This is a genomic window from Paraburkholderia megapolitana (genome assembly GCF_007556815.1).
Taxonomy (GTDB): domain Bacteria; phylum Pseudomonadota; class Gammaproteobacteria; order Burkholderiales; family Burkholderiaceae; genus Paraburkholderia; species Paraburkholderia megapolitana.
On the sequence record NZ_CP041745.1, the window covers coordinates 866,439 to 893,154 of the forward strand.

Here is a 26,716-nt window from a genome sequence, read left to right on the forward strand (position 1 = left end):
TGCGCGTTGCGCGCCGTCGTTCAGGCTAGCGTGACGCTGACCTGAAACGTCTCAGATGCGATCATTTCGATCTGTGCGACCTGCCCCGCATCGCGCAGATCGTTCTCCGTTTGTTCCAACAACGCTAGCCGTTGCGCGGAATCGCTGACGGCGAGATGAGCAACGACCGCCTTCATCGACACCTTTGCCTCCGACTTGGCGCGACGAATCTCGCGCAAGACATCGGAAAGCACATCGATCGTGGCGCTGCTTGCATCCTGTCCGGCGAGTGCTTCAAGTGCAGCGGCATCGGGCCACGCAGCACGATGAATCGTGGTCTCTTGCCACCACGACCAGCTTTCCTCGGCAGCGAAAGGCAGAAACGGCGCGAATAGCCTCTGGATGACCGACAGCGATTCCGTTAGCGCCCGGTGAGCCGATGCTGCACCGATGTCCGTGCCGCGCGCCCGGTTCTTCACCAGTTCCACGTAATCGTCGCAATACCACCAGAAGAAGGTCTCCGTGTGCTCGATCGCCTTGCTGTAGTCGAATGCGGCAAGCGCAGCGGTAGCGAGCGCGACGACCTTCGCGAGTCGCGCAATCATCGCGCGATCGGTTGCTTCGGTAAGCGTGCCGTCGGCGGTGTAGGCAGTGTCTGCGGCATCGGCAAAACCGAGCGCAAACTTCGACACGTTCAGTAGCTTCAACGCGAGTCGCCGGCCGTTCTTCATCTGCGTTTTGTCGAAGGCGACGTCCATGCCGGGGCGACCGAGCGCGGCCCAATAGCGCACACCGTCCGATCCATATTCGTCGAGCAGCGCGATTGGTGTCACCACGTTGCCCTTCGACTTCGACATCTTCTTGCGATCGGGATCGAGAATCCAGCCGGACAGCATCGCGTGCTTCCACGGCAACTGCTGCGCTTCCAGATGCGATCTGACGAGCGTCGAAAAGAGCCACGTCCGGATGATGTCGTGTGCCTGTGGCCTCAGGTCCATTGGAAACACCTGCTCGAAGCAACTGTCGGTCTCTTCCCAACCTGCCGCGATCTGCGGCGTCAGGGAACTGGTCGCCCACGTATCCATGATGTCGGTGTCGCCGATGAATCCTCCCGGTTGGCCTCGCTCGCGCGCGGTAAATTCCGGCGGCACGTGCGACTGCGGATCGATCGGCAACGTAGATTCGTCCGGACAGATCGGCGCGCTGAAGTCGGGCTGTCCTTGTGCATCGAGCGGATACCACAACGGAATCGGCACGCCAAAAACGCGCTGACGGCTGATCAGCCAGTCTCCATTCAGACCGCCGACCCAGTTCGCGTAGCGGCTCCCCATGAAGCCGGGATACCAGCCCAGCGCTTCGCCGCTCGCCAGAAGTTCGTCTCGTAGCGCGGCGTCACGGCCGCCGTTGCGTAGATACCATTGCCGCGTTGCGACGATCTCCAGCGGGCGTTCACCCTTCTCGAAGAACTTGACGGCGTGCGTGAGCGGTCGTGGCAACCCGATCAGATCGCCGCTCGAAGTCAGGAGCTCGACAATCTGTTGACGTGCCTCTGCAACGGTACTGCCCGCGATGTTCGAGTACGCGTTGCGACCTCCTTCCGACGCGAGCCAGTCAGGCACATCGCGCTGCAAGCGACCGTCCTTGCCGATGATCGCGCGCGTCGGCAAGTGAAGTTCGCGCCACCAGATCACGTCGGTCAGATCGCCGAACGTGCAGATCATCGCGAGGCCGGTTCCTTTTGTCGGATCGGCGAGCCGATGTGCCAGCACGGGAACGTCCATGCCGAACAGCGGACAGTGAACGAGACTGCCGATCAGCGAGCGAAATCGTTCGTCCTCGGGATGCGCGACCAGTGCCACACAGGCCGGCAGCAATTCGGGCCTCGTGGTGGACACCGTCACTGCATGGCCGCTAGCGCCGATGAAACGGAGATCGTGATAAGCCCCAACCGCGTCGCGATCTTCGAGTTCGGCCTGGGCGATTGCGGTCTGAAACGTCACGTCCCATAGACACGGTGCCTGCTGGCTATAAAGTTCGCCGCGTTTCAGATTTCGCAGCAACGCACGCTGACTGGCGCGCTGGGCGCGTTCGTCGATGGTCGCGTAGGTGAGGCTCCAATCGACCGAGATGCCGAGGCGCGTGAACAGATCGCGGAACGCCACTTCATCGAGCTTGATCAGGCGATGACAAAGCTCAAGGAAGTTGCGCCGGCTGATGCGGGCGAACGACGATCTCCGCGTCGGCACGGTGTCGGGTTCGGGGGCGCGATAGTCCGGATCGTAGGCGGTCTCGAGATCGCACATGACGCCGTAGAAGTTTTCCACGCGCCGCTCGGTCGGCAGTCCGTTGTCGTCCCAACCCATGGGATAGAACACGGTCTTGCCCGTCATGCGCTGGAAGCGGGCGATGATGTCGGTGTGCGTGTAGCTGAACACGTGACCGACGTGCAGGGAACCCGACACGGTTGGCGGCGGTGTATCGATCGAGAAGACTGCTTCACGACCGGCGTTACGATCGAACGCATACGTGTGCTGCGCTTCCCATTGCGCGGACCATCGCGCTTCGATGCCTTCGAGTTGCGGCTTGTCCGGAACGCGAATAGGGCTCGCCATCACGCTAGCGGTGGCAAAAAGCTCTGATGAACCAGCAAGGGGAACTGGATAACGCTGCGCGCAATGACGCGTGCGTTCGGGGTGGGAATGATCGGTAGACGGTGAGGTTGTTGCGGCGATTAGAGCGTCGTTACGTTTAACGGTGACATAGCATCCTCCGAAGGTAGGCGTAGGAAAAAGAGTGTCCGGGTTCGTGGCCCAGACGCTTTTTTATAACCGATTCCGGTATTTGCTGCAATGCCTTATCGGGCAATGAGTGAAAGTGTGCGATGCTTTTGCACGATCTGTAGTTGCAGTTACTTCTCCCCTAAGAGGTGAAATCAAAACATGACGACAGACGAGAAAACTGGCCAACCCGATTGGGAGCAACGTATCGCCGGTCTGTGGGCCAACATCGACAGCTACACGCCCGATGACTTCGTCGAAAAAATGCGCCTGCTCACCGACGAACTGCCTGCAGGCAATGCAATTGCCTTATTTGAACTCGCATCGGCAAACGACTCGACCGGTCACGAGCAGCAAGCTGCCCCGCTTTATCGGCAGGCGCTTGCTGCCGGGCTCGCTGGAATACGGCGTCGCCGTGCCGTCATCCAGTTGTCGAGCACGCTGCGTAACCTCGGTGAGGCCGAAGAGAGCGTCGCCCTTCTTACTGCGGAGCGCAACGCGGGTTCGGACGAACTGGACGACGCGGTTGCCGCATTTCTCGCTCTGGCGCTGGTAGACACCGGACGCGAGCGAGAAGCGGTTGCACTCGCTCTCGACAGATTGTCTCGCCATCTGCCAAGGTACAACCGCTCGCTTGCCAGATATGCCAGGGAGTTGATCGACGACCACGGATGATCATCCCTTGTCGAAGTGGCGAAAGAACAAATACATGCAGACTGCCACAGCGAACCAGACCGCGGCTCGCGCAGCGCCCGAGGCCTTGCTTGTCCCGAAGCGCCGTGTCCACAACACGTTCAGTCCTTCAAAGGCCATCGTCGTAGCCAGGAACGCGATGACGTACACCACGATTCCCAAAGCACTCACGTTGCCGGTTTCACGGTACTGAATGACGAAGGTGATCAATGCAGCGGGAACCAGAATCCATAAGATGCGCTTGATTGCTTCGGTGAACATTGCTTTCTCCGGGGTGCTGCGATTTTTGCCAGATTGTACGGCTAAGAGCATGGTCGAAAAAATGATGAGTTCGTTGCGCGTTGCGACCCGTCGATCCATCTGCAGTTGCAGTTGCCAAAAATGCCCCAGCCCGATGCTCAATCGACGATGCCAAGCGCAGATGCTGCGAGTTTCGCTATTTCCAGCCTACTGCCTGCGTCTTCCCCATCGTCGAGCATCCATACTGCCGATAACCCACTCCACGCGAGTACCCATTGCAGAAGTCGACGATGCTCGATACTGGAGGCTTCAGCGATTAACGCGAGGCGACGCGCGAAGGTACCTGGCGCCAGGGCAGCCTTGCTGTCAGGGTTACAAAGGAGGTTGGCATAGTCGAAACCGCGCTCGCCAAGCAAACCTTTTGGGTCGATAGCAAGCCAGCCAGACTGTCCGAAGTCGAGCACATTCTCGTGATGAACGTCGCCGTGTAGCACCGTAACGTCGCGCGGCGCGCCCAGCAAATCGGATGCCGTACGCGCACAGTGCCCGAAAATGCGACCGCGCCCGGTGGTCCCGGACAACAGCGCGTTGAACCATTGTGTCAACGGAACCAGCGCGGGAAGTGGTTTGGCACGCGGTCCATGCAGGCGCGAGATGACTGTACACAAGATGCGCGTCGCGTCGTCGTCGCGACCGAGCTTGACCATCTGTGTGAGCGAGCCAAGGCCTTGCGCGCGCACCATGAGTAACGCTTTGTCGTCGTGAGCGAGTACAGGCGCCGCACCGTCACCGTTCCACCACACCATTAGACGGCTTCCCGCCTGCTCCTCAGTTGCTTGCGAAATCTTGAGCATGGCAGGTACGCAGCCTTGACGTACCGGGAGAAGGTTGCCGCTGCGTGTAGCAAACGGATCGCCATCTATCGTCAGATCCCACTGCTGTAAATACTTGTCGAACATCGATTGATCTTCTCGGGTGAACAGGAGCGTTTCGTGTTTTGCGACGGACATCAGGCGTTACTTTAGGGCGCTAACTCCGGGCTTCCTCAAGAATCCATCTAGCAAACGCCTGCACTGGCGCTTCACTCAACTCAATCGGCTCAGGAAGCACGAGGCAGAAGTTTTTGGTAATCGCCTTGCCGTCCGGCCATGGCGCAACCAGACGACCTTCTTCAAGTTCTGCCTCGACGTAAAGGCGCGGCACCAATGCCACACCCAGACCGGATAACGCCGCTTCGATCAGCATGGAATGAAGATCGTAACGCGCGCCAACTGCCGAATTGGTCAACTCGATACCGACCTCCTGTGCATAAAGCTGCCACGCGTCGGGATTTTGTCGCCGGTGAAGTCGTGGCAAATCATCTAGCGATACGTTCGCATTGGTGCCTGCGAGGAGCGCCGGACTACAGACCGGCACCAGCACTTCCTCCAGCAGATGATGCAGATGCATACCCGCCCACGCAGGATTTTCAAAGTGAATGGCCGCGTCGAAACCGCTACCAGCGAGAAGGAAGGGCTCCATCCGTTCGGCGATATGCACGGTAATGTTCGGATGCTTGTCCTGGAAGCGCTTTAGCCGGGGGATAAACCAGCGCGTAGCAAAGGTAGGAATGGCGGCGATATCAATGCTCGCCCCCTCGATGGGCTGACCCATCAGATACAGGCTGTCCCGTTCCAGCCGGTCCAGCGTCTCGCGAACCTGCACCGCGTATCGCGTGCCATTGGGCGCTAGCCGAACCCGATTTCCAACGCGCTCGAATAGCGTGACATTCAAAAACGCCTCCAGTCGACCAATCTGACGACTGATGGCGCCCTCGGTCAGCGCGAGTTCCTCGGCGGCGCGAGCGAAGCTGCCGTGTCGAGCCGCGGCCTCGAAAGCCATGAGCGCGGAATTGCTTGGAATCTTACGTCGCATTGGAGTCTCTGCGGTGGGTATGCATTCGACGTCAGCTTGATAAAACGTCACTGAAAGCTGACTTTATATCGATATATACGCGGTAAATGTCAGATTAGCATTACCTCAATGCAATGAGCGTGAGTCATTTGCTGCAATACGCTCACCCGTCACGAAGGACAATCCGATGATCTACACCGTGGAATGCAGCTTCGCCGATTCCAGCAGCGAAGCCGAATGGAACGACTTCTACAGCCTCGAAAAACTGCCCGCGCTCATCTCGGTTAGCGGCTTTCGCACGTCGCAGCGCTTCAAGTCGCTAAGCGAGGGTTGCCCGCTCTACCTCGCGGTCCACACGATCGACGGTCTCGAAGTTCTGACGGGAGATGAGTATCGCCAGAAAGGCGGCGGTAATTTCGCAAGGTGGCAGCAACACATCACCGACTGGCATCGAAATCTCTACAGCGATATCGGCCTTGCGCCGGCAATAAATGCAAACGAACTACTCGTGCTTGGCGCAAGCGGTCCCGATCCCATGACCCAGATGGGTCTCGAACCGTTGGCCATGCATGCCGTTGCGCTGGAGAAATTTCCGGAGCGTCGCTGGATCGCAACATTGCCTCGGCGCAACGCTCCGTTTATCGAGAGCGTGCCTGAAGGCATTCACCTCTATGCGCCGATGACGGAACAGCTGACACGCTCCCGCACTGTTTCGACAGAACAGCAGCAATAGGTCCGCGATGCCCAACGTCACTATCTATATTCCTATGGAGCAGATGCCGTGTGACCAGAGGCTTGCCGAGCTTTCAAGCGACTGCACCAAACTCTGTACGAGAGTCCTTGCAGCGGAGCTCGACAACGTTCACGTCATCTTTGTCGACGTACGACATGGGCGCGGGCATCCGGTCTTCGCGGAAGTCCAATATCGTCTTGAGACGTTTCGCACGCCCGAGGTCATGAACAGGTTCATGGAAGCCCTGGAGGATGCCATCGCGCGCTGCACGGGGCTGACGGCACGCATCCGCTGTTTTGGTTATGGCGCGTCGAACATTCACGCTCGAAGTTAGAAAGTTTTAGGGAGAAGCATAGTGTCCAACGTTGTCTTTCCAGATCAGCGAACCGGGGATTTCACAGTCACGGCAATCAGCGACGGCTACCTCACCGCTAGCCTCGACTTTCTTTCGAACATCGATCCACAAGAGGCCGCGAGAATACAAAGCGATGCAGGACAGAAGGAGCCTTCCGCTGTGCATATCAACTGCTACGTCGTACGCGGAGCGGGGCACACAGTGCTCATCGACAGTGGAGCGGGTGGCATCAAGCAATGGGGCGGCCGGCTGAGAAGCAATTTATCGCTGGCGGGTGTCGAACCGTCCGGAATCGATACGATCCTGCTCACACACGCGCATCCTGATCATGTTGGAGGACTCGTCGACACAGCCGGACACATCGCGTTTCCGAATGCGGAGCTGGTTGTTCATCAGCGCGAGCTAGCGTTCTGGCAGGACGACGGAAATCTGGCGCGTGCCAGCGAGCGGGCGCGCGGTAACTTCCTGATCGCGCGTCGGGTGTTCGACGGCTACCGCGACAGGCTTCGCACTTTCGATGAAGGTGACGTGCTTCCCGGCATCCGTGCGCTGCCGCTACCGGGCCACACCGATGGACACACCGGATATCTTCTCGAATCCCGCGATCAGAGCCTGCTTGTCTGGGGAGATATCGTTCACTTTCCTCACATCCAGATCGAGCGGCCAGACGTATCGATTGCGTTCGATCAGGATGCTTCGCTGGCAGCCGCCACGCGATCGCAGCTTCTGGATCTGGTCAGTGCGGAGGGGCTACTAGTCGCAGGCATGCATCTGGGCGAACTGGGCTTCGCGCGAATCAGGCGAACGAGCGGGGGCTACGGTCTGCACTACGAGACCGAAGCATGAAGCCTAAGCATGAGACCGCACAGCGCGCGTAGACCACCCACAGGTCTAGCTCACTTCCTGCTCGACGAGGAAAATCGACATTGCCCTGCGCAACGTTCGCGCTTCCTCGCGCAAGCCCGCCGACGCCGACGCAACTCCCTTCACGTGTTCGACATCGCGCCCGAGCATCGTGTCCATCGTTCCCATGCCCTTGCTGAGCCGGTCGACATCGTGACTCTGGGCATCGCTCGACGTACTGATCTGGTCGATCAACCTCGCGACGTCTTCCACATCGCCCACCACGTCGCGCATCGCCGTGCCGGCGCGTATCGCGAGCGTCGAGCCGTGCTCGACCCGTTGCAGCGAATCGACGATCAAACTTTTTATCTCGCGCGCGGCGCTCGCGCTCCGATGGGCGAGCGTGCGAACTTCTTCGGCCACCACCGAGAAGCCGCGTCCCTGGTTACCCGCGCGGGCCGCCTCGACCGACGCGTTAAGCGCGAGCAGGTTCGTCTGAAACGCAATGCTCTCGATCATCGCGGTCATATCGCCCATCCGGTGCACGGCCTGATCGATCTCGCCCATCTTGTCAACGACCTCGCTGACCACCTGTTCGCTTTGCTTCGCCGCGCTCGACGTTTGCCGCGCGAGGCTGTTTGCCGATGCGGCATGCTCCGCGCTTTCCCTGACCCGTTGTGCGATTTGCTCCATCGCCGTGTTGGTCGCATTGAGCGTTTCGGCCTGGGTGGTGAATTCCTGCGACAGGATGTGGTTTTCGGCAGCGATGTTGTCCGACGATGCCGCCATCTGATCGATCGTCCGGGTGATTTCCCGCATCGCATCGTGGATCGCGTGGAGCGTGTTCTTGAACGTGCGGCTGCTGCTTCCCGCGAGCTCCATGGGCGGAAGACGCAGGTCGAATCGACCGGTTTGCCGCGCAAGGTTTTCGCCGAGCACGGCGAGTTCGCGGCCCGTTTGCGCATCGGCTTTCATATGCAACGCGATGAAGATCAGCAAGCCGGCCTGGACCACGACGTACGCTGCATGCAACAGCACGATCGACCAGGCGGGTTCGGTGAAGCAATAGACGTCCAGTCCCGCCAGCTGCAGATAATTGAACGTGAAGTGATGCACCGCGATGACAGCGGCGGCGCAGAGGATTGGCCGCCAGTCCCGATAGGCCAGCAGGAACGACATCAGCACGAAAACGCCAAAATGCAATTCGGTCAGACCGTGTGCCTGATGAATCTGCAGCGCGGCGAACGTCATCAGACTCGCAGCGAGAAAGAGGCGTGTGACGAGTGTGCCTGGCCGCCAGTAAACCAGCCCCGACGCAACGGCGGCGACAGGTAATCCGATCGACAGGACGGCGCGCAGGTTGTAGTCGCGTATCGCCAGCAGGCAGGAAATCGCGAACAGGCTCCAGACGACAATAATCATGAGCCTGTCGGCCTTCACATAAACCGTATGCAACAACTCTTCCGGCTGTTTCATGGAGGTCTCTCAGATAGTCGTTTTTATAGGGTTGGTGCGGATGTGCCTTCTCCGCATCCGTGGGGCAATACCTTGCCGACGTGGGGCCCTTGTCCACGAAGTACGCCTGCATAACGGCAGGCAGCGCGGATTTCTTGAGTTAGGGCGTCCAGCGATAAACCGTGACGCTGTCGCCCTTGACGTTGTTCTTGGTGACCACGTATTCCCCGGTCGTTCGTAGATACGCCCTGACGCCGTACATCGAATCGATGGCGCTGCTGGCGTCTACGGTGCTGGGGCTGGGGTTGGTCAGCGTCGTGTCGAGCTTGCCGGTCGCGAGATTGATGGCGTCGATGTTCGACAGGGCATCGCCACTGCTGAACCAGTAGCCGACGAAGAGATAGTTGCCGGCTGCGTCAATCGCCTTGGCGTTGGCATGGGGAAGGGTGATCACCGGGTTGGGCGTCGTGGTGTTGCCCGCGCTCCAGCCGTGATACACCTCGATCCGCGTGCCGATCGCGGTCCAGTCCGTACTTCCCGTTACGCCCTGGCCGAGAATCATCGTGTCGCTGTCCGCGAGGTAGACGATGCGCGTCAACTGCTGGATGGTCTTCGGAATGGCGTAGCGGATTGCGGGTCCCCATGTCGGCTTGCCGCTGGCGTCGAAGCCGGTCAGCGGGTAGTGGTCGATGTAACCGGTCTTGTCCAGACCGACCCATATACCGCCTTTGCTATCCAGACAGAATCCATGTCTGACCCATGTGGTCGCGTTGAACGCCGGACTGGGAAGCACGGCGTCCGGAATGGCGATGTCGCCATTCGCCGCGTTGAAGTGGAAGAAGTAGAACGTCTCGGGGTTCTGGCCGGACACCACGAGGATCCGGTTGCCGCCGACAGCGGCAAGTTGACTGAAGTGCTCATCCCGGTCGCCGTTGGTGGCGATGCGCGGGTCCGTCGGGTAGGTGAACGGATCGACGGTGTTGGCGACGAAGGTGCCCCCGGCGCTGCCGCTGCCGTTGTAGATGTTGGTGCCGCCATAGAACAGCGTGCTGTCCGTGGCCGGGTCTGGGGTCGCGATGCCCTCGAAGTTCAGGGCCTGAAGCGTCCAGCGCAGGTTGCCGGCGCTGTTATACGCATGAATGTCGGTGCCGCCGTCGCGGGCGAGATCCCAGCCGCCGCCCCACGGGTTGTTGAGCACATAGAGGTTGCCCGCAGTGTCCTTGCCGATGCCAGCGACACGCGTGAAACGCTTCGCACCGACCTGGCCTTTGATTCCTGTCGTGGTGTCGAGATAGCCGCCCTGAACGCCGAAGGTACCGGCCAGCGTCGGCGTGCCCGCGAGCGTGTAGCGCTTGATGTTCATGTCGGGGCCTTCGTCTCCGATCATGAGCTGCTTCGATGACGCATCGAAATAGAGCGCCGACGGCCGCGATCTGGTCGACATCCGGATGGTGTTCAGCAGGGCGCCGGTAGGACTGAACCCGACGATCGCACCCTCGCTCTTCTGTGCGACCCAGAGGTTGCCTGTGCCATCCACAGCGAGCGCGCCCGGGCCCGAGATGTTGATGTCGCGCTGCCAGACACCGTCGGTGGTGTAGACGCGGACACGATTGCCATAGAAGTCGCTCGCATAGAGGAGCGTGCCCGCCGTGGCGAGTCCGGTGATGGTGTCGACCTTCTGCTGATTGGTCGTCGCGCTGACGTGTATCAGAACATCGCGCGCTTTTGTCGTGCGGTTGTAGCGCCCTACAGCGCCGCTTCCGTACACCGTGCTGAACTGGAGCGCCGCGAAAATCGATGTGGCATTGCCGGTAATCGCGCTGCCCTGGAACTCGCCGTGAATACCGATCGAGCCGGCGCTGCGGCCGTTCTGATAGATGGCGACACCGCCCTCGTATTCGTCCCACATCGATGCCGTATAGATAACGCCCTCGGGCGCGACCCACATGGAACGTGCGGTGTTGCCCACCTGAGCGGCCAGCGTGCCGTAGGTGTTCGCGAGCCAGCCGATGGTGTTTCCGGCCTGAGAGGCCGGCGCAATCGTGGCGAATGCCGCGGCGAGAAACGTGGCGAGAAGCACAGCATGAATGCGTTTTCTTGCGACCATGACTCATCCTCTCCTGAATGTTGATCATTCACGTGAATAGTCGGCCAGCCAGGTTTCCTGAAATCCGTGATCGGTGAAATCGCCCTCGAAACCGTCCGGCACATTCTGTATCGCGTCTAGCGTACCGTCGACACGTTACAGGACGAGGATGATTTCCTGAACATTAAGTGCGGCGTTTAAACCATCCGGTGAGCGACAGGCGATCGCGTGTCGCGGGCAATACCTCATGCAGCATATCGGCGGACAGAAATACCGCGATCCGGCTACCGACCGGCAAGATGTCCCGCATGCTCGAGCCTTCCGGATGCAGTCGCAATTCGCCGCCGTGGTGAGGCAGCCAGTCGGCATTCAGATAGACGACAACCGACACGATGCGGCTGTCGTCGTGGCGAAACTGATCGCGATGTTGTCGATAGGAATCGCCCGGTGCGTAGAACGCGAAATGGCTTTCGTATTCTTCGAGTCCGAGGAAGAACCTGCGATTCAACGCCGTACGCAGCGTTTCCATGATCGCAAGATATTGATCGCAGGCTGCGGATTGTCCCGCGTCCAGCCAGCGAATCCGGTCGCCGCGTATCTCGGGCTGAAGCGCACGCGCCGCACCCTGGCTGACCCGCGCCAATGCGAGCGCCCCGGACGCCGCAAGCCCGGCACATTCCTGCGCGAGCGCGAGCGTCAAATCATGGGGAAGAAAATTGTCCTGTTCCGACCAGCCATGTTCTTGAAGGGTATCCAGGATCTGTCGATGCCCTTCGTCGCGAGGCGCATCGGAATGCGCCGACGAGTGTGTGCGGTTCACTACCTGTTCCTTCGAACGTCCGTTAGTGAGCCATTGTATTACCAGAGCGTATAACCCCCATCGACAACAAGAACCGAGCCCGTCATGAACGACGATGCGTCGCTCGCAAGCATCAGCGCAACCGGTGCGATTTCTTCGGGCGTCGCATAGCGTTGCATCGGTACTTCGTCGCGCCAGTAGTGCCGGTAATCCTCGTACTCGGTGCTGGCAATCTCGGTCTTCACATAGCCCGGCGCGATGGCATTGACGCGCACACCCGATTGCGCCCACTCGGCCGCGAGCGAACGCGTCAGATGGTGGACCGCGGCCTTGGCGATGCCATAGGGCGAGTGCCATTGCGGCCGGTTGACGATGAGCCCCGAGATCGAGCCGATGTTGATGATCGAGCCGCGTCCGTTCTTGACCATCTGTCGTCCGACGATCTGGCTGGCTTTCCAGACACCGTCGAGATTGATCGAGAAAAGCCGTTGCCATTCGTCGTCTTCCAACGTCAATGCGTTAGCGTGGAAGCCGATGCCTGCGTTGTTGACGAGGACGTCGATGGGTCCGAGGGTACGGGTCACCGTATTGACCATCGCTTCCAGTTCTTCGCGATTCGAAACATCCGCCTTGACGCTGATCGCTTCCACGCCCAGCTTTTGCAGCTCGCCGATGGCGATCGCGCTCTGTTCCTCGTCTCTGGCAGCGATCGCAATCGCAGAGCCGGCCTCGGCCAGCCCCTGTGCAATTGCCCGGCCAATGCCCCGATTGCCGCCGGTAACGATGGAGACTTTCCCGCGCATCGAGAAACGATCCAGTATGGACATACGATGTTTTCCTTCTCCGATTAAAGCGTTGCAAGCGATGGTGTGGAATAGACGGCCGGCTTGACGGCAGTGGGATCGAGTGCGCCCGTCATGACCGCGACGACTTCGCTCATCGACGTGGACTTCGGCTCCACGATGGTGGCGCGCCGGCCCAGCCGGTGGATGTGAATGCGATCGGCGATCTCGAACACGTTTGGCATGCTGTGGCTGATCAGAACGATCGACAGCCCGTGGCTGCGCACCTTCAGGATCAGGTCGAGTACCTGTCGCGTTTCCTTGACGCCGAGCGCGGCTGTCGGCTCGTCGAGAATGACAACTTTTCTTCCCCACGCTGCGGCCCGCGCAACCGCGATGGCTTGCCGTTGTCCGCCTGAGAGCGTCTCGACTTTCTGCCGGATCGACTGCACGCGGATACCGAGGTTCTTCATGTGCTCGGCGGCCTGTTTGCGCATGCCTGCCTTGTCGAGCTGGCGAAAGAGAGTCCCGAGTACACCGGGCTTGCGCAACTCGCGGCCTAGAAACAGGTTTTGCGTAATGTCGAGTTCGGTCGCGACCGCGAGTTCCTGATAGACGGTTTCGATCCCTGCCAGTCGCGCGTCGAGCGGGCTGCGAAACCGGACCGCTTCGCCATCGATGAATACCTCGCCGCTGTCGGGACTTACCGCTCCGGTGAGCGCACGGATAAGGCTCGATTTGCCCGCGCCGTTGTCGCCTACAACCGCGAGGATTTCGCCTTGTGCGAGTTCGAAGTCGGCGCTGTCCATGGCGACGACGTGGCCGTATCGTTTGGTCAATCCTTTCGCCTGGAGGACCAGCTGAACCGTTGAGCTTTGCGGATTCACGATTGTTTCCTCCTGCTCAGGTAGTGATCGACGCCGACCGCGAGGATCACAAGAATGCCCGTGGCGATCTGCTGATACAGCGAGTCGATGCCGGCCTGGGTGAGGCCGTTCTTCAGCACCGTCACGATCAGCGCGCCGACGAACGTTCCTGCTACGCCGCCACGCCCGCCGAACAGGCTCGTGCCGCCGATCACAACCGCGGTAATGGCATCCAGATTGGCCGTCTGATAAGCGCTTGGATCGGCAATGGGCGTGCGGCCCAACGCCTGCCACGCAGCAAAGAAATAGAACAGCCCCGCAAGTGCATACACGCTGAACGTAATACGCCCGACGTGGATACCGTTCAGCCTCGCAGCGCTCGACGAATTGCCGATCGCATACACGCGCACGCCCCAGGCTGTCTGGTTCATCACATAGCTGAGCACCAGCGTCAGAACGATCCAGAGCAGGCTGCCGTAAGTGAAGGTCACGACGCCGCTTGTGAATCCGCTACCCAGAATGGTCAGAAAATCGGACGAGACCGGATAGCTTTGCGAGTGCGTATAGAGACGCGAGGCGGCCGCAAGAATGGTCAGCGTTCCAAGCGTGACGATAAACGGCGGCAACTTGAAACGCGTGATGACGAGCCCGTTGAGCGACGCTGCCGCGAGACACACGACCAGACCGGCCGCAATCGCCGCCATGTCGCCGTGCCCCGCGAGGCTCCCGATGAGGACGGTGCCGAGCACCAGAATTGCTCCGCACGCGAGGTCGATACCGGCAACTAGCACGATCAGCGTCTGGCCCAGCGCAATCGTGCCGACCACCACCGACTGCTGAAACAGCAGCGAGATGTTGCCGACGTTGAGAAAAGTCGAGGTCGTCACCGAGAACACGAATGTGATGACGACCAGCGCGAACAGCGGCCCCGACATCGGTTGCGCGAGCAGGGTACGCATGACGTCGCGCATCCCGTTACGGCGATCGCTGGGCTCGTTGATCACTGGAAGGTCGCCACTCGAATGACGGTTCGAGTTCATCTCATCCTCCCCAGCAATTGGCGAGACCCCATTTCGAATCTTTTGAATCGAGACCCGGCACGGGATGGTCGGTGATCAGCACGGTGCCCGTATTGTTGAAGCCAGTCGGCTTCTTTCCTCCGCCGGCCGCCTGGATAATCGATTCGACGGCCAGTTGACCCATCTTCGACGGGAACTGCATCACCGTGGCGCCGATCTGACCGCTCGCCACGCTGCGTACACCCGAGCAGCTTCCATCGATCGACGTCACGATGATGTCGCGCTTCGCTTTCTTGATGGCGAGCGATGCGCCCTGCGCAGTCGGCTCATTGATCGTGTAGAGAATATTGATGTCCGGATGCGCGGAGAGAAGATTTTCCATCGTCACCTGACCGGTCTCGACATTGCCCAACGTCAGCGCGGTGCCGGCGATCTGCGGCGAACCGTCGGCAATGCCGAAGCCCTGCAGGAAACCGACGTGGCGTGCATTCGCGGTTCGGTCCGCGAGATCGTAGTCGAGCATGGCAACGTGAGGCGCAGTCGTGCCGATCCGGGCCTTGGCCCACTGGCCGATCAGTTTGCCGGCGGTGACGTTGTCCGTTTCGAACGACGCGTCTGCAGCGGTCATGGGGTTCAGGGAGCTGTTCACGGTGACGACCACGATGCCGGCGGCGCGTGCTTTCCTGACAATCGGAACCAGCGCGTAGGCATTGGCGTTATCGAGCGTAATGCCTTTCACGCCGCGATTGATCATGTTTTCGATCGCCGCGATCTGCGTGGACGAGTCGCCGGCCACCGTTGCCTCGGCGGTCATGACTTTCCAGCCGTGTTTCGTTGCGGTTTCGACCGCCGATTTTTCCAGCTTGTCGAAGAACGGATTGGACAACTGCAACTCGACGATTCCGATCGTGGGCTGGGCGTCGGCTGCATGAGCGACGTGCCACGAAGCGGATATCAGCAGGCTCAGCAGTGTGAGCGCCGCGCGGGCACGCAAATAACGCGGCCTGTGTGTGGTTTTACGATGCAACTCCATGTTCGCCTCCTGTTCGACCTTGTACGGTTCGGGTCTGTCTCGTTAGGTTGTTTCTTTAATGCTCGTGAATGACGATCGGTGCTTCGCTTGCTTTCGGTATGCGTGTCGACATCAGTGCTCCTGGCCGCTCAAGGCCAGGTGTTCGCAGGCTGGATCGCTCAACGAGTCTTTCAGGCCGTTCAAGACCCGCATCGAATGAAGGATCGTTTCGTCGGCGCTCAGTTCGCGGTATTGGCCGTACTGTTCGGCATGGATCACCGCGAAATTCGGGTTGGGCTGGAATCGCTCGAAGCGTTGCGCGCCAAACTTCGCGCTGCCCGCCACGAAACCGGCGACGAGTCCGGCTGCAACGGCTCCATGGATAGCCGCGCCGACGGCCGTTGCGTGCGCAATGTCCGGCACTTCCACTTCGCGCCCCAGTACGTCGGCCATGGTCTGGACCAGAAACGGATTGTTCTGCGCGAGTCCGCTCGTGAGGACGACGCGATTGATCGCGAGTCCGCCACTTTCGAAGAGATCCACGATCGCGCGCGCGCCGAAACACAATGACTCGATCAGTGCGCGATAGATATCGACGGCGGTCGTATTTGTCGTGAGGCCGACCAGCAGGCCGCTCAAACTCGAATCCGCCAGCGGCACGCGATTGCCGTTCCACCAGTCGAGCGCCACGAGATGATTCGCGCCCGGTTCGAGCTGAGCGGCCTCGCGGTTGTAGTGACGAAAGCTCTCCGCTGAATCGGCGCCGCGCGGAAACGCATTGACGAACCAGCCGAGCGTATCGCCGAAACCCGCCTGGCCCGCTTCGTAACACCAGAGATCGCGAATCGAACCGTCTTTGGCGACACCTTCGATACCGGGTGGCAACGGCTGGAACCGCTCGTTCAGCAGGAGATAGGCGGCTGAAGTGCCGAGTGCGCCGACGAGGCAGCCATTCGAGACCGCGCCGGCCGCCGGCAGGACCACATGAGAATCGATGACCGCGACCGCCACGACGGCGTTGCCGCTGATCCCGGTGAGCTGGCGCCAGCCTTCGGACAGGCTGCCGGCCGCGCTGCCGATACGATGCGGCTCCGCCAGTTTGTCCGTCAGACCAGGCACGATCCCGTGCGGATAGCCATCCATGGCGGAGTATTGAGCCTTGTAGGCAGCAAAGCCGAGGCTGCGCGCTTCCGTGCCGGTCAACTGCCAGACGAGCCAGTCGCCCGACTCGATGAACCGATCTGTGGCATCCCAGATGTGCGGTGCTTCGTCGGCGATCTGGGCGGCCTTCGGCAGCAGCCATTCACCGGAGAGCTTGCCGCCGAAATTGCGCAGAAAAGACCCGCCGCGACGGTTGATCTCGTCGGCGTACGGTTGTGCGGCGTGGTGTTTCCATAGCTTCACGTAGGCGTGAGGCTCGCCGGGATACAGCTCGGAAAGGGCGGTGCCATCTTGCCTCGCGGGCATGGGCGAACTGGCGGAGAAGCCGAGCCCGATCGACGCGATGTTGCGACCGCGCCCGAGTTTGCTGAGGATTTCCTGCGCCGCCTCGAGATAATCCGCGGCGTTCTGCAGGGCCCAGGCTCTGGGCAACGGCGTACCGTCGGGCAAGCTCCGCGTCATGACATCGTGCCGGTAGGCGTGCATATGGCTGCCGATCTGCTCGCCGGTCGCCGCGTCGAGCAATACGCCGCGGGCTGAGCTCGTGCCGTAGTCGAGTCCGACGATATAAGTCTCGGTCATGCTCTTTGTCTCCGTGCCGCAAGATTTGCGATGATGGCGGCGCGCCGCATCGTGTTGTTGACGGCAAGTTAAGCAATAAATTAGGCGTAAGTCAAATATGTTTTGTATATTAATGTTCAAAACATACCCCGGTCTTATGGAGGCGGCCTAGGCCGGGCAGGTGACCCAATTCGGAGCGTGGAAGAAATGTCGAAGGTGAATAGCGTGGCGGAGCGTCCCGCGCTCGAGAACAGCGGCGAAATTCTCTCGTTGATCGCAACCGGGGCGGCAACGTCGCGTCCCGCGCTGCTCGATGCATCGGGATTGTCGCGGGTGACCGTCACGCTTCGGTTGAATGCCCTGATCGACTCCGGCGTGGTGCGAGAAGCCGCGCAAACCATCCCGAGCGGCGGGCGGCCGACGCGCGTGTTACGCATCAACGAACGGGCGGGTTTCCTGCTGGTCGCCAATATCGGCGAGACCTATATTCATCTCGCCGCGATGGATCTCGAACCCGCGGTGATCGCGCAGAGCACGGTACCGTTTCGTGCTTCGGATGGGCCGGCCAGTACGCTCGAGCAGATCGCCCGCGAGTTCGACAAACTGGCGAAGAAGGTTCGTGCCACCCACGGGATGCTGTTCGGTATCAGCCTTAGCCTGCCCACGCCGGTCGATTTCAAACGCGGTCGTATCGTCGGGCCGTCGGTGCTGCATCTGTGGGACGAATTCGACATCATCGGCTGGCTGCGCGAGCGCTTCGACGCGCCGATCTACGTCGAAAACGACGTGAACCTGATGACGATCTACGAACATCGCCAGAACTTCCCGCACGTGGAAGACATGTTTTTCATCAAGGCCGGTACCGGCATAGGCAGCGGTATCGTGACGGGTGGCAAGATTTTTCGCGGCGCTCAGGGTGCGGCCGGCGATATCGGCCACATACAGTTCAATTCCGACGACGCGCCTTTGTGCCGCTGCGGCAAGCTTGGTTGTGTCGAAGCGCGCGCGGGTGGCTGGGCGATTGCCCGGCATCTGTCCAGTCAAGGCTTCAAGGCGGAGAATGCGCGCGATGTCATCTCGCTGGTCGAAACGCAGCAGCCCGAAGCGCTGATGTTGCTTCGCGGTGCAGGACGCGTCATCGGTGAGGTTGCTGCCGACGTGGTCAGTATTCTGAATCCGAGCTTGATCGTGGTGGGCGGCACGCTCGCCCGGGGCGGGGAAGTGCTGCTCTCAGGTATTCGCGAACTTGTCTACCAGCGATGCCTGCCGCTTGCCACGCGCGAACTGCAGATCGTTCTGGCTGATCCGCCTAAGGACAGCGTGCTTTTCGGCGCGGCGTTTCTCGCGCTAGAAGATGTGTTCAGCCATGTGAACGTGGGCGGGTTGATCGAGCGGCTGGGTGCTTATCATGCGCAGGGGCGCTGATTGCCGGGTAGTTTGTTGCAAAGTCTCGATGCCGCTGCGGGTGTGTCAACCCGATGCGCGTTCACCGCGTCACATTTGCCGGAACAGGTGTGCGTATTGCCTGCTCACCGCGATTGCTTCGCCACGACCACGCAGTTTCAACGATGTCTTCCCCAGCGCGCTGACGGACGCACTCTCCACCTGATCGACATTCACCACGGTGCCGCGGTGTACCTGCCAGAAGCGCTCGGGATCGAGTTGCGTACACAGTTCCTTGAGACTCGAACGGATCAGCAACTCGCCGCTGCGCGTCGTGACGACGACGTACTTGTCCGCTGCTTCGAAAAACAATACATCCTCTACCGGGACCATCCGGACGTCGTTGCCGCTGGATGCGCGCAGGTAGCGTAGCGGTGCACCGTGGCCGTCGTCCTGTGTGCGTTTCTTCCCGTCGAGGTTTAGCGTAATCCGCTCAAGTTGCCCGAGCAGGCGCTGCAGGTCCGCCTGAACGTTGACGCCGGATGTTTCTGCTGATGCCGGGTGCCGAAGTTGCGTCTTTAACCGCTCGATAGTGCGCGTCAGCCGCGCGGTATCGACGGGCTTCAGAAGATAGTCGATGGCCGCAGCGTCGAATGCGGCGAGCGCATATTTGTCGTAGGCGGTCACGAATACGATCTGCGGCGGCGCCGCGAGCGCTGCGCACGCACGCGCGACGTCGAGACCCGTTGCGCCAGGCATCGAGATGTCAAGAAACGCGACGTCTGGCCGCAATGCGACGATTCGCTCGATTGCATCCTCGCCGTTGCCGACTGTCGCGACGATCTCCAACTCGGGCCAGGCCGCCTCCAGTTCCCGCTGAAGCGCGGCTGCTACCAGCGGTTCGTCTTCGGCGATCAGCGCGCTCGGCGCGTCGGATGCAGCAGCCGGGCGCGTCATGTCGCTATCGTTCGAAGCCGGAGCCCGCGCTCGACCAGCCCTCATGAATTCATCCCCTCTTTACGTGGATCGTCGTCTACGGGAAGCAAGACCCTGGCGACGACGCCGTGCGGCAGATTCTCGCTGAGAACCAGCGACGCGCGCTCGCCGTATAGCGCTGCAAGCCGGTCGCGTACATTCGCGAGTCCGACGCCGGAGCCCTGCGTGGCCGGAGTCACACCGAAGCCGCGGCCTGTGTCGCTCACGGTCAGTTCGACTTGTTGTTCACTGCGCATCGCGCGCACTTCGATCCGGCCGCCGGCTACCGCGACCTGAATACCATGCTTCAGCGCATTCTCGACGAGCGGCTGCAGGAGCATCGGCGGGACCTGCAGGTTCGCACAATCGGCAGGAAGATGGAGCACATAGGAAAGCCTCGAGCCGAGCCGTATTGCCTGCACGCCGAGCATCGATTCGAGTACCGCGAACTGGTCCGCAAGCGTTTCGCGCTCGGCTCTCGATGCTTCAAGCGTTGCCCGCAGCAGCCGATTGAGGCTACCTAGCAACTCTCTTGCCTTGGGCGGATCGGAGGCGATCAGGCTGTCGAGCGTCGCGAGTGTGTTGAAAAGAAAGTGCGGTTCGATCTGTGCCTGCAATGCCTGCAAACGGGCGCTCAGTGCGTTCTTTTCGGCGATTTCCTTCAATAGCGCAGTGCGAACCACCTGTTCACTCAGACCGGCGATCCTGTCCCGCGACCAGCCGTACCAGGTGGCCAGCAGGGTTGCCACAAGCGCGATCCAGCCAGTCATGGCTAGCCCCTGGGTGGCAAACGTTTTGTTGATCTCGAGGCCCAGCAGTGCGCTAGCCAACCCCACTCCAATCGCCGTGCCGCCACCGACCGCTGCGATCGTCAGAACGGCGTGTCGCGGCGCGGTCAGTGCGTGTCGACGCTGGAGGAGAAAACGGCCGAGCTGGATCAGCAGCATGATCGACAGCCCGATCGCTTCGCTGAAGATCAGGTTTTCACCGAAATCAAGGCCACCGCCGGCTCCAGTAAGACCCGCCGCGATCAACGCATTGCCGCCTGCGACCAGCATAAACTCGCGCGCATACCCGGCGAGTAGTTGTCTTCGCCGGGCGGGTAGATCGACGTATGCACCTGGCGGCTTGCTGTTGCTGCGGGGAGTCATGCAATCCATCCAGTGACGATGACGTTCAGCAGACGGTGGGGTGTGGCTACAGCCGCGATACCGGCCACCGCCAGACCGACAAACAAGCCTCGCATGGCGGCTCTGTGGCCGCGAACGTTACCTCGCCGAATCGCCCAGATTGCACGTGCGAGGCTAACCAACGTCAGCAGCGACAGCGCGTGTGTCCAGGAGAAATGGCCGGGATTCAACACCCGGATGCCAAACGAACTGAGCGCCGTGACGAACATGGCCATTGCCCAGATGCGGCCCAGCAACCTGTGGCGCGCGGTACCTTTTTCGAGCACGAGCACAGCTACGCCGAGTATGACAGAAAGGGTCGCAGCGGCGAGATGCACGGCGATAGGGGGAGGCATGCTGGACTCCTTGGCGGGACGAGATAACTCGATGGCCGGAGTCTGTGCGATAGCCCGATTCCCTGCGAGCGTCTTGCGACGAAGCGTGCGAATTCCGGCGCCAGTGGCGGTTAGAGCGCCGCGAGGGCGCGCTACGATATGCGACGATTCGCATGCGCCTGTCGAAGGGTTGTTTCTGGCGGGCGGCTGCGCAAAGCAGCCGCCCGAATTCGCTCGATGGAGCGGCTAGGCGCCGGGTTTGTGGCAAACCAGTTCGACGTTATGCCCGTCCGGATCAAACACGAAGGCCGCATAGTAGTTCGCATGGTATTGCGGACGAAGACCCGGCGCACCGTTGTCTTTCCCACCTGCTTCCAGCGCCGCGCGATAGAAAGCATCGACCTGCTCGCGATTCTCGGCGACGAACGCCAGATGAAGATGCGCCGGTTTTTCCGTAGTCTGGTACAGACACAACGATGACTCACCCGGTGCGCTCATCTCGACACCGTATTCCGGCGGCGCATGCCGTTCGCCGATCACTGCTACGCCGATCGGCGCGAGGGCCTTGAGGTAGAACGCTTTGCTCACGGGATAATCGCGGACGCCGAATTTGACGTGGTCGAACATGAGTTTTCCTGAGATATATGGGCTTGTGCGAGGCCCGACGTGATTTAAAGAGCATCGCGATGTTGCCATACGTCGCTACGGGTAGCCATGGGGGGAAATCGTAGTGTGACAAACGCGCGGTGCGCGCCATGTCCGGATACCCCAACGAGCCAGACGCCATCTGTTCTATCCACCCCCTCCCGTCGTGTAAGCTTGACGTCTCTGTCACCCCCCGTCGACCGGCAACGGCTATCCGCCTGCGCGCATCGTCCGGAGACGCTCGTGATTAACCGGAATTTCAGGGCATAGATATGGACCGCTTCGAAGCAATGGAGATTTTTACTCGCGTCGTCGAGGCGAATAGTTTTTCCAAGGTTTCCGAACTGCTCGACCTGCCGCGCGCGAAAGTGAGCCGGACGATCCAGGCACTCGAGGAACACGTCGGCGTACGGCTGCTGAACCGTTCGACACGCCAGGTCAGCGTCACCGAAGACGGCGCACTGTTCTATGAACGCTGCGTGCGGATTCTCGCGGAAGTGGTCGATGCGGAATCGTCGCTCTCGAGCAAGCGCGACAATCCAACCGGCATGATTCGCGTCGATACATCGGGCACGCTTGCGCGGGTACTGTTGCTGCCCGCGCTCGGCGATTTCTACCAGAAGTATCCGGGCATCGAAGTGCGGCTCGGTCTCGCGGACCGCAACATCGATCTGATCCAGGACGGTGTGGACTGCGTGATCCGCATGGGTGCGCTCGAAGAATCGAGTCTTGTTGCACGGCGCATCGGCGATTCGCGCATCGTCACGTGCGCTTCGCCGGCTTACCTCGAGCGCTACGGCGTACCGGAGACGCTCGACGATCTCGACCAGCATCGCGCAGTGAACTACGTGTCCGCGCGCAGCGGCAGAACCTTTCCGTTCGAGTACGAGGTGGACGGCGAGAGCGTCAAGGTGCAGATGAAGAGTGTGCTCGCGGTGAACGACGGCAACGTGTACATCGGTGCCGGTGTGCAGGGCTACGGGATTATCCAGCCGTCGCGCTTCATGGTGGCTGAGTTAATCCAGCAAGGTGCGTTGCGGGAAATCCTGACGTCGTATCGCTGTCCTTCCACGCCGCTATCTATTCTTTACGCGCATCGGCGCAATCTCAGCTCTCGGCTGCGGGCTTTTGCGGACTGGTTTAGCGAGCTCGTGCAGCGCAATCCGGATCTACGGCTACCGACGCACGGCTGAATGTAGAGAGGGGTGCCGGCAAACCTCGGCGGTCGGCCAGGACAGGCGATTTATCGGCGGCGGAAATGGCCGCTGGAAGGATCGATGAACGTTGCGAATGCAACGAGCGCCAGGATACCAATTGGCGAAGCAATCAGAAAAGCGATCAGCATTTTTTACCCCGTCATTCATGCTTGATTTATGGCATGAATCATCCGCTGAGTTGGCATAACTGAACATAGGGACCCTACATTAAGTAGATTCCCTGCAGCGCGGCCCTGGTGTTTGCGAGAACGGTAATTTCTGCCACGCGCGGTGCTCGCGTAGTCAGCAGCACGAGCATCCTGCGCGGTGTCGCATGCCGTACGCCCCCTCGCCGTCGCTGTTGCCGTCGCTTGAGGCGAGCATCGGCGCACCGGTGTGGATACGTTCGACCGCACCACTGCACTGCGGACAATCGACAGGATCATCGCGCTCCGCGATGCGACGCATCACCTCGAAGGCACCGCAATCCGCGCACTCATAGTCGTAAATCGGCATCACGCTCTCACTGGTTCGACGGCCCTTCCAACGCGCAACGCGCATGGCTGCCGACATTCTATCGGCAAGCCGCGAGAATTTCCGTGAACCGCGCACGTGATGCGCGCACCGTTCACGCGGGTTGCTCATCCTCGGTACGCGACGCACGCCGGATAGCCTGCGGAGGCTGACCGAACGCACGCAAAAACGCACGCCGCATCCGCTCGCGATCGCCGAAGCCGGTGTCGCGCGCGATCACATCGATAGGATGCCGGCCCGATTCGAGCATCAGCCGCGCGGCTTCGATGCGCAGATGCTCGACCGCTTTCCCCGGCGATTGTCCGGTCTCCGAGCGAAACGCCCGGCTGAACTGCCGCGGACTCAGATGCGCAGCCTGCGCGAGCTGCTCGACAGACAGCTCGGTATGCAGATGCTGCTTCGCGTAGGCGAGCGCGGTCTGGATGCGATCGGAACGCGGTTCGAGATCGAGCAGCGCGGAGTACTGCGACTGGCCGCCCGCGCGCCGGTGATACACCACGAGCTTCTTCGCGACGAGCCGCGCGAGCTCCGCGCCCATATCCTTTTCGACGAGCGCGAGCGCGAGATCGACGCACGCGGTCATGCCCGCCGAGGTCCATACCGGCCCGTCGATGATGAAGATGCGGTCTTCCTCCAGTTTTACCGCCGGGTAGGTGCGCCGGAACTGCGCGGCGAACGCCCAGTGCGTCGTCGCGCGTCTCCCGTCGAGCAGACCCGCTTGCGCCAGGTTGAATGCGCCGGTGCAGGTCGAACCGATGCGCCGCGAGGTTTGCGCCGCCCGTTGCAGGAAGGCGGTCAGCCCGGGTGGCGGCTCGGATACGTCGTTGTCGCCGACCACCAGCACGGTGTCGAAGCGGCTGTCGTCGAACGCCTGGGTCGCCACCGCAAAGCCCGCCGAACTCAGCACCGGGCCGCCCTGTGGCGACAGCAGCACGACGTCGTAGAACGCTTCGCCGGCGGTGATATTGGCGAACTCGAACACCGTCGTGACGGAGAGATTCAGCACCTGAAAGCCGGGATACAGCACGAGTCCGATACGCAGCATGGGTTTGCTCCAGCGATGTCCTAAAAAGAGGCATCTACGACATTTGTGCCGCTCGATTATGCCTCTATTCTCGGTTTCATGCAGACCGATACCGGTCGGCCCTACTGGAGAACAGACATGAGCACGACAACTGATAACACGACGCAACACCCCGGCACCGCGCTAATCACCGGCGCTTCATCGGGCATCGGCGCGGTCTATGCGGACCGTCTCGCGCGCCGCGGCTACGACCTGATCCTGGTCGCCCGCAACCGTGAACGGCTCGACACGCTGGCCAGCCGACTGACGGACGCGACCGGCCGCTCGATCGAAGTTGTCGCCGCGGATCTCGGCAAGCGCGAGGACGTACGTCGCATCGAGGAAATCCTGCGCACGGATTCGAGCATCACATTGCTGGTGAACAACGCCGGCATCGGCGGCGCCGCGCCGCTGCTCCAGTCCGATGCAGACCAGATGGAAGCGATGATCGATCTGAACGTGACCGCGCTCACGCGGCTCACCTACGCGGTCGCACCGAAGTTCGTCGCGCGGGGCGCTGGCGCGATCGTCAACATCGCATCGATCGTAGCGGTGGCGCCGGAGGTACTCAACGGCGTCTACGGCGGCACCAAGGCATTCGTGCTCGCGTTCAGCCAGTCGCTGCATCACGAACTCGGCGCCAAGGGCGTGCGCGTGCAGGCGGTATTGCCGGGCGCGACACGCACGGAGTTCTGGGACGTGGCAGGCCACCCGGTCGACAACCTGCCGCAGGAAATCGTGATGAGCGCCGGCGATCTCGTCGACGCGGCACTCGCCGGTTTCGATCAGGGCGAACTCGCGACCGTTCCGTCGCTGCCCGAACTGGCCGACTGGACCGCGTTCGAATCGGCGCGTGCGGCGCTCGGGCCGAATCTGTCGCGTAGCAAGCCGGCTGCGCGTTACGGTGTGTAAGTGACGGCGTGACCGTACGAGCACACGAAGGCACGACGGAGCCACCGGAGTTCAGTCCGGTGGCTCCGATATACTTTGCGCTTCGTTGCCCCGGTCGACGCCCATGTCCCTGTCACTCCGAAGCGTGCGCTATTTCATCGCGGTCGCCGAAGCCGAATCGATCACGGGCGCGACGCAGTCGCTGAACATTTCGCAATCGGTCATCACGGACGCGATCAAAAGTCTGGAGACCGAAGTGGGCACGCAGCTGTTCGTGCGTCACGCGCGCGGGATGGTGCTCACGCATGCGGGCCACCAGTTCCTGCGCCACGCCCAGCAGATCCTCGTCGCCGTGCGCAACGCCGAACAGGCGATGTCGTCGCGGCCCGATACGGTGGTAGGGCGCCTGAACATCGGCGTCACGACGATGATGACCGGCTACTTTCTGCCGTATCTGCTCGATCACTACCGGCGCGTATTTCCGCAGGTACAGATCAACGTCACCGAAGACCAGCGCAGCTATATCGAGCACCTGCTCGTGAACGGCGAACTCGATGTCGCCGTGCTGATCGCGTCGAACATCGAGAACGTTCAGACAATCGAAAGCGAATCGCTGATCCGTGCCGCGTGGCGACTGTGGATGCCGGCCAACCACGCACTGCGCAGGCTGGAAAGCGTATCGCTGCGCGACATCGCCAGCGAGGCGATGATCATGCTGAAGGTCGACGAACTCGAAGACAACACCACCGCCTACTGGCGCGCAGCCGGGCTCAAGCCGAACGTCGTGATGCGCACGGCGTCGGTCGAGGCCGTGCGCAGTCTGGTCGCGACCGGCGCGGGTCTCGCGATCCTGCCGGACATCCTGTACCGGCCATGGTCGCTCGATGGCGATCGCCTCGAAGTGCGCGATATCGCCGAGGACATGCCGAAGATCGACATCGGCATTGCATGGCGACGCGGGCTCACCCAGTCCGAGACGGCACAGAATTTTCTCGTCGTCGCCCGCGAATACACGCGCAGTCACGCGAAATCCCCCATATAGTTTTCCGATAGTGCTCGTACTGCATTCTGTTTGACGGAAGACAGCGCAGCGTGTTGCGGCGCTTTCGAGGGTAATCCCGCAAGCCGTGCGTTGCTGCAACCGCAGCATGTCGCTGGATGCCTTCGCGAATTCGGTTTTCCAGATGACTCGTATCTGCGTTTCGGGCTGGCGTTCAAAAAAATCGCGATCCTAGAATCGCTCCATTCGCGGTCGTCTTTGCAATGGCAGT

Annotated in this window: 26 protein-coding genes; 8 read left to right on the forward strand and 18 right to left on the reverse strand. The window is 60.9% G+C overall.

The genetic code is table 11. The features are described from left to right. Window positions 1-20: 20 nt before the first annotated feature. A complete protein-coding gene (gene valS, locus FNZ07_RS17355; RefSeq protein ID WP_091010352.1) occupies window positions 21-2,591 on the reverse strand; it encodes a valine--tRNA ligase in 2,571 nt (856 codons plus the stop codon). A 327-nt stretch (window positions 2,592-2,918) separates the two neighbouring features. On the opposite strand from valS, the gene FNZ07_RS17360 reads away from it, so the two are divergent. Next, window positions 2,919-3,431, forward strand: coding sequence for a tetratricopeptide repeat protein (locus tag FNZ07_RS17360; protein WP_091010354.1), 513 nt, complete (start codon window positions 2,919-2,921; stop codon window positions 3,429-3,431). Here the strand turns inward: FNZ07_RS17360 and FNZ07_RS17365 are convergent, their stop codons facing one another. From FNZ07_RS17365 to FNZ07_RS17375, 3 genes are read right to left on the reverse strand one after another with little or no spacing between them, the layout of a single operon-like run. Beyond that, on the reverse strand, window positions 3,432-3,851 hold the full coding sequence (locus tag FNZ07_RS17365) for a hypothetical protein (RefSeq protein WP_091010356.1): 420 nt from the start codon (window positions 3,849-3,851) through the stop codon (window positions 3,432-3,434). It lies immediately after the preceding gene. Then, window positions 3,848-4,699: an aminoglycoside phosphotransferase family protein gene (locus FNZ07_RS17370; protein WP_408474815.1), complete on the reverse strand. Its 852-nt coding sequence runs from the start codon at window positions 4,697-4,699 to the stop codon at window positions 3,848-3,850. Before FNZ07_RS17370 ends, FNZ07_RS17365 begins: the two co-directional genes overlap by 4 nt. 19 nt (window positions 4,700-4,718) lie before the next feature. Further along, complete coding sequence (locus tag FNZ07_RS17375; protein WP_091010358.1) at window positions 4,719-5,603, reverse strand: LysR substrate-binding domain-containing protein; 885 nt, start codon at window positions 5,601-5,603, stop codon at window positions 4,719-4,721. Window positions 5,604-5,769: 166 nt separating this feature from the next. Here FNZ07_RS17375 and FNZ07_RS17380 point away from each other — a divergent pair, with 166 nt between their 5' ends. The 3 genes from FNZ07_RS17380 to FNZ07_RS17390 are packed head-to-tail and all read left to right on the forward strand — an operon-like array spanning window position 5,770 to window position 7,516. Next, a complete protein-coding gene (locus tag FNZ07_RS17380) occupies window positions 5,770-6,315 on the forward strand; it encodes a sugar ABC transporter (RefSeq protein ID WP_091010360.1) in 546 nt (181 codons plus the stop codon). A 7-nt stretch (window positions 6,316-6,322) separates the two neighbouring features. Then, entirely contained in the window at window positions 6,323-6,649 is a 327-nt protein-coding gene (locus FNZ07_RS17385; protein WP_091010362.1) for a hypothetical protein, read from the forward strand. Between the two features lie 21 nt (window positions 6,650-6,670). Then, window positions 6,671-7,516 carry an MBL fold metallo-hydrolase gene (locus FNZ07_RS17390; RefSeq protein ID WP_091010364.1) on the forward strand — a complete coding sequence of 282 codons (846 nt, stop codon included), beginning with the start codon at window positions 6,671-6,673 and terminating at the stop codon, window positions 7,514-7,516. A gap of 45 nt (window positions 7,517-7,561) precedes the next feature. Here FNZ07_RS17390 and FNZ07_RS17395 read toward each other — a convergent pair whose 3' ends face one another. The 8 genes from FNZ07_RS17395 to FNZ07_RS17430 all read right to left on the reverse strand — a co-directional run bounded on the left by FNZ07_RS17395 (window position 7,562) and on the right by FNZ07_RS17430 (window position 17,275). After that, entirely contained in the window at window positions 7,562-8,989 is a 1,428-nt protein-coding gene (locus FNZ07_RS17395) for a methyl-accepting chemotaxis protein (RefSeq protein ID WP_091010366.1), read from the reverse strand. Window positions 8,990-9,128: 139 nt separating this feature from the next. Beyond that, window positions 9,129-11,075 carry an SMP-30/gluconolactonase/LRE family protein gene (locus FNZ07_RS17400; protein WP_091010369.1) on the reverse strand — a complete coding sequence of 649 codons (1,947 nt, stop codon included), beginning with the start codon at window positions 11,073-11,075 and terminating at the stop codon, window positions 9,129-9,131. A 163-nt stretch (window positions 11,076-11,238) separates the two neighbouring features. Further along, window positions 11,239-11,874 carry a 2OG-Fe(II) oxygenase gene (locus tag FNZ07_RS17405; RefSeq protein WP_091010371.1) on the reverse strand — a complete coding sequence of 212 codons (636 nt, stop codon included), beginning with the start codon at window positions 11,872-11,874 and terminating at the stop codon, window positions 11,239-11,241. A gap of 38 nt (window positions 11,875-11,912) precedes the next feature. Continuing rightward, complete coding sequence (locus FNZ07_RS17410) at window positions 11,913-12,680, reverse strand: SDR family NAD(P)-dependent oxidoreductase (RefSeq protein WP_091010374.1); 768 nt, start codon at window positions 12,678-12,680, stop codon at window positions 11,913-11,915. Window positions 12,681-12,700: 20 nt separating this feature from the next. Then, window positions 12,701-13,474: an ATP-binding cassette domain-containing protein gene (locus tag FNZ07_RS17415; protein ID WP_372342561.1), complete on the reverse strand. Its 774-nt coding sequence runs from the start codon at window positions 13,472-13,474 to the stop codon at window positions 12,701-12,703. Window positions 13,475-13,518: 44 nt separating this feature from the next. Continuing rightward, window positions 13,519-14,541, reverse strand: a complete 1,023-nt coding sequence (locus FNZ07_RS17420; RefSeq protein ID WP_211367959.1) for an ABC transporter permease — start codon at window positions 14,539-14,541, stop codon at window positions 13,519-13,521. A 1-nt stretch (window position 14,542) separates the two neighbouring features. Continuing rightward, entirely contained in the window at window positions 14,543-15,553 is a 1,011-nt protein-coding gene (locus FNZ07_RS17425; RefSeq protein ID WP_091010378.1) for a substrate-binding domain-containing protein, read from the reverse strand. Window positions 15,554-15,664: 111 nt separating this feature from the next. Next, window positions 15,665-17,275: a ribulokinase gene (locus tag FNZ07_RS17430; protein WP_091010380.1), complete on the reverse strand. Its 1,611-nt coding sequence runs from the start codon at window positions 17,273-17,275 to the stop codon at window positions 15,665-15,667. 186 nt (window positions 17,276-17,461) lie between these two features. Between FNZ07_RS17430 and FNZ07_RS17435 the strand changes: the two genes are divergently transcribed. Beyond that, a complete protein-coding gene (locus FNZ07_RS17435; protein WP_091010382.1) occupies window positions 17,462-18,679 on the forward strand; it encodes an ROK family transcriptional regulator in 1,218 nt (405 codons plus the stop codon). A 69-nt stretch (window positions 18,680-18,748) separates the two neighbouring features. On the opposite strand, the gene FNZ07_RS17440 is transcribed toward FNZ07_RS17435, so the two are convergent. From FNZ07_RS17440 to FNZ07_RS17455, 4 genes are all read right to left on the reverse strand, one after another. Further along, complete coding sequence (locus FNZ07_RS17440) at window positions 18,749-19,594, reverse strand: LytR/AlgR family response regulator transcription factor (RefSeq protein ID WP_091010385.1); 846 nt, start codon at window positions 19,592-19,594, stop codon at window positions 18,749-18,751. A gap of 41 nt (window positions 19,595-19,635) precedes the next feature. After that, window positions 19,636-20,763 carry a sensor histidine kinase gene (locus FNZ07_RS17445; protein WP_170275786.1) on the reverse strand — a complete coding sequence of 376 codons (1,128 nt, stop codon included), beginning with the start codon at window positions 20,761-20,763 and terminating at the stop codon, window positions 19,636-19,638. Next, complete coding sequence (locus FNZ07_RS17450) at window positions 20,760-21,137, reverse strand: DUF2306 domain-containing protein (protein ID WP_091010390.1); 378 nt, start codon at window positions 21,135-21,137, stop codon at window positions 20,760-20,762. The genes FNZ07_RS17445 and FNZ07_RS17450 overlap by 4 nt, the downstream gene beginning before the upstream one ends. A gap of 225 nt (window positions 21,138-21,362) precedes the next feature. Beyond that, window positions 21,363-21,743 carry a VOC family protein gene (locus FNZ07_RS17455; protein ID WP_091010392.1) on the reverse strand — a complete coding sequence of 127 codons (381 nt, stop codon included), beginning with the start codon at window positions 21,741-21,743 and terminating at the stop codon, window positions 21,363-21,365. A 290-nt stretch (window positions 21,744-22,033) separates the two neighbouring features. Between FNZ07_RS17455 and FNZ07_RS17460 the strand changes: the two genes are divergently transcribed. Beyond that, entirely contained in the window at window positions 22,034-22,954 is a 921-nt protein-coding gene (locus FNZ07_RS17460) for a LysR family transcriptional regulator (RefSeq protein WP_091010395.1), read from the forward strand. 306 nt (window positions 22,955-23,260) lie between these two features. On the opposite strand, the gene FNZ07_RS34545 is transcribed toward FNZ07_RS17460, so the two are convergent. Beyond that, complete coding sequence (locus tag FNZ07_RS34545; protein WP_091010921.1) at window positions 23,261-23,473, reverse strand: FmdB family zinc ribbon protein; 213 nt, start codon at window positions 23,471-23,473, stop codon at window positions 23,261-23,263. Window positions 23,474-23,585: 112 nt separating this feature from the next. After that, the gene (locus FNZ07_RS17470; RefSeq protein ID WP_091010398.1) at window positions 23,586-24,536 is read right to left on the reverse strand and encodes a GlxA family transcriptional regulator; all 951 of its coding nucleotides are present in this window, start codon (window positions 24,534-24,536) and stop codon (window positions 23,586-23,588) included. Between the two features lie 117 nt (window positions 24,537-24,653). On the opposite strand from FNZ07_RS17470, the gene FNZ07_RS17475 reads away from it, so the two are divergent. Then, window positions 24,654-25,466: an SDR family NAD(P)-dependent oxidoreductase gene (locus FNZ07_RS17475; protein WP_091010400.1), complete on the forward strand. Its 813-nt coding sequence runs from the start codon at window positions 24,654-24,656 to the stop codon at window positions 25,464-25,466. A 103-nt stretch (window positions 25,467-25,569) separates the two neighbouring features. After that, complete coding sequence (locus FNZ07_RS17480) at window positions 25,570-26,487, forward strand: LysR family transcriptional regulator (protein WP_091010403.1); 918 nt, start codon at window positions 25,570-25,572, stop codon at window positions 26,485-26,487. Window positions 26,488-26,716 lie beyond the last annotated feature (229 nt).

What these genes read in the sequence shown, in the direction of transcription:
- FNZ07_RS17410 (WP_091010374.1), bottom strand. Translation starts at nt 12,680, where the DNA reads ATGTCCATACTGGATCGTTTCTCGATGCGCGGGAAAGTCTCCATCGTT.
- FNZ07_RS17445 (WP_170275786.1), bottom strand. Translation starts at nt 20,763, where the DNA reads ATGACTCCCCGCAGCAACAGCAAGCCGCCAGGTGCATACGTCGATCTA.
- FNZ07_RS17380 (WP_091010360.1), top strand. Translation starts at nt 5,770, where the DNA reads ATGATCTACACCGTGGAATGCAGCTTCGCCGATTCCAGCAGCGAAGCC.
- valS (WP_091010352.1), bottom strand. Translation starts at nt 2,591, where the DNA reads ATGGCGAGCCCTATTCGCGTTCCGGACAAGCCGCAACTCGAAGGCATC.
- FNZ07_RS17425 (WP_091010378.1), bottom strand. Translation starts at nt 15,553, where the DNA reads ATGGAGTTGCATCGTAAAACCACACACAGGCCGCGTTATTTGCGTGCC.
- FNZ07_RS17475 (WP_091010400.1), top strand. Translation starts at nt 24,654, where the DNA reads ATGAGCACGACAACTGATAACACGACGCAACACCCCGGCACCGCGCTA.
- FNZ07_RS17455 (WP_091010392.1), bottom strand. Translation starts at nt 21,743, where the DNA reads ATGTTCGACCACGTCAAATTCGGCGTCCGCGATTATCCCGTGAGCAAA.
- FNZ07_RS17470 (WP_091010398.1), bottom strand. Translation starts at nt 24,536, where the DNA reads ATGCTGCGTATCGGACTCGTGCTGTATCCCGGCTTTCAGGTGCTGAAT.
- FNZ07_RS17375 (WP_091010358.1), bottom strand. Translation starts at nt 5,603, where the DNA reads ATGCGACGTAAGATTCCAAGCAATTCCGCGCTCATGGCTTTCGAGGCC.
- FNZ07_RS17480 (WP_091010403.1), top strand. Translation starts at nt 25,570, where the DNA reads ATGTCCCTGTCACTCCGAAGCGTGCGCTATTTCATCGCGGTCGCCGAA.
- FNZ07_RS17440 (WP_091010385.1), bottom strand. Translation starts at nt 19,594, where the DNA reads ATGACGCGCCCGGCTGCTGCATCCGACGCGCCGAGCGCGCTGATCGCC.
- FNZ07_RS17385 (WP_091010362.1), top strand. Translation starts at nt 6,323, where the DNA reads ATGCCCAACGTCACTATCTATATTCCTATGGAGCAGATGCCGTGTGAC.
- FNZ07_RS17420 (WP_211367959.1), bottom strand. Translation starts at nt 14,541, where the DNA reads ATGAACTCGAACCGTCATTCGAGTGGCGACCTTCCAGTGATCAACGAG.
- FNZ07_RS34545 (WP_091010921.1), bottom strand. Translation starts at nt 23,473, where the DNA reads ATGCCGATTTACGACTATGAGTGCGCGGATTGCGGTGCCTTCGAGGTG.
- FNZ07_RS17360 (WP_091010354.1), top strand. Translation starts at nt 2,919, where the DNA reads ATGACGACAGACGAGAAAACTGGCCAACCCGATTGGGAGCAACGTATC.
- FNZ07_RS17400 (WP_091010369.1), bottom strand. Translation starts at nt 11,075, where the DNA reads ATGGTCGCAAGAAAACGCATTCATGCTGTGCTTCTCGCCACGTTTCTC.
- FNZ07_RS17450 (WP_091010390.1), bottom strand. Translation starts at nt 21,137, where the DNA reads ATGCCTCCCCCTATCGCCGTGCATCTCGCCGCTGCGACCCTTTCTGTC.
- FNZ07_RS17370 (WP_408474815.1), bottom strand. Translation starts at nt 4,699, where the DNA reads ATGTCCGTCGCAAAACACGAAACGCTCCTGTTCACCCGAGAAGATCAA.
- FNZ07_RS17435 (WP_091010382.1), top strand. Translation starts at nt 17,462, where the DNA reads ATGTCGAAGGTGAATAGCGTGGCGGAGCGTCCCGCGCTCGAGAACAGC.
- FNZ07_RS17395 (WP_091010366.1), bottom strand. Translation starts at nt 8,989, where the DNA reads ATGAAACAGCCGGAAGAGTTGTTGCATACGGTTTATGTGAAGGCCGAC.
- FNZ07_RS17430 (WP_091010380.1), bottom strand. Translation starts at nt 17,275, where the DNA reads ATGACCGAGACTTATATCGTCGGACTCGACTACGGCACGAGCTCAGCC.
- FNZ07_RS17460 (WP_091010395.1), top strand. Translation starts at nt 22,034, where the DNA reads ATGGACCGCTTCGAAGCAATGGAGATTTTTACTCGCGTCGTCGAGGCG.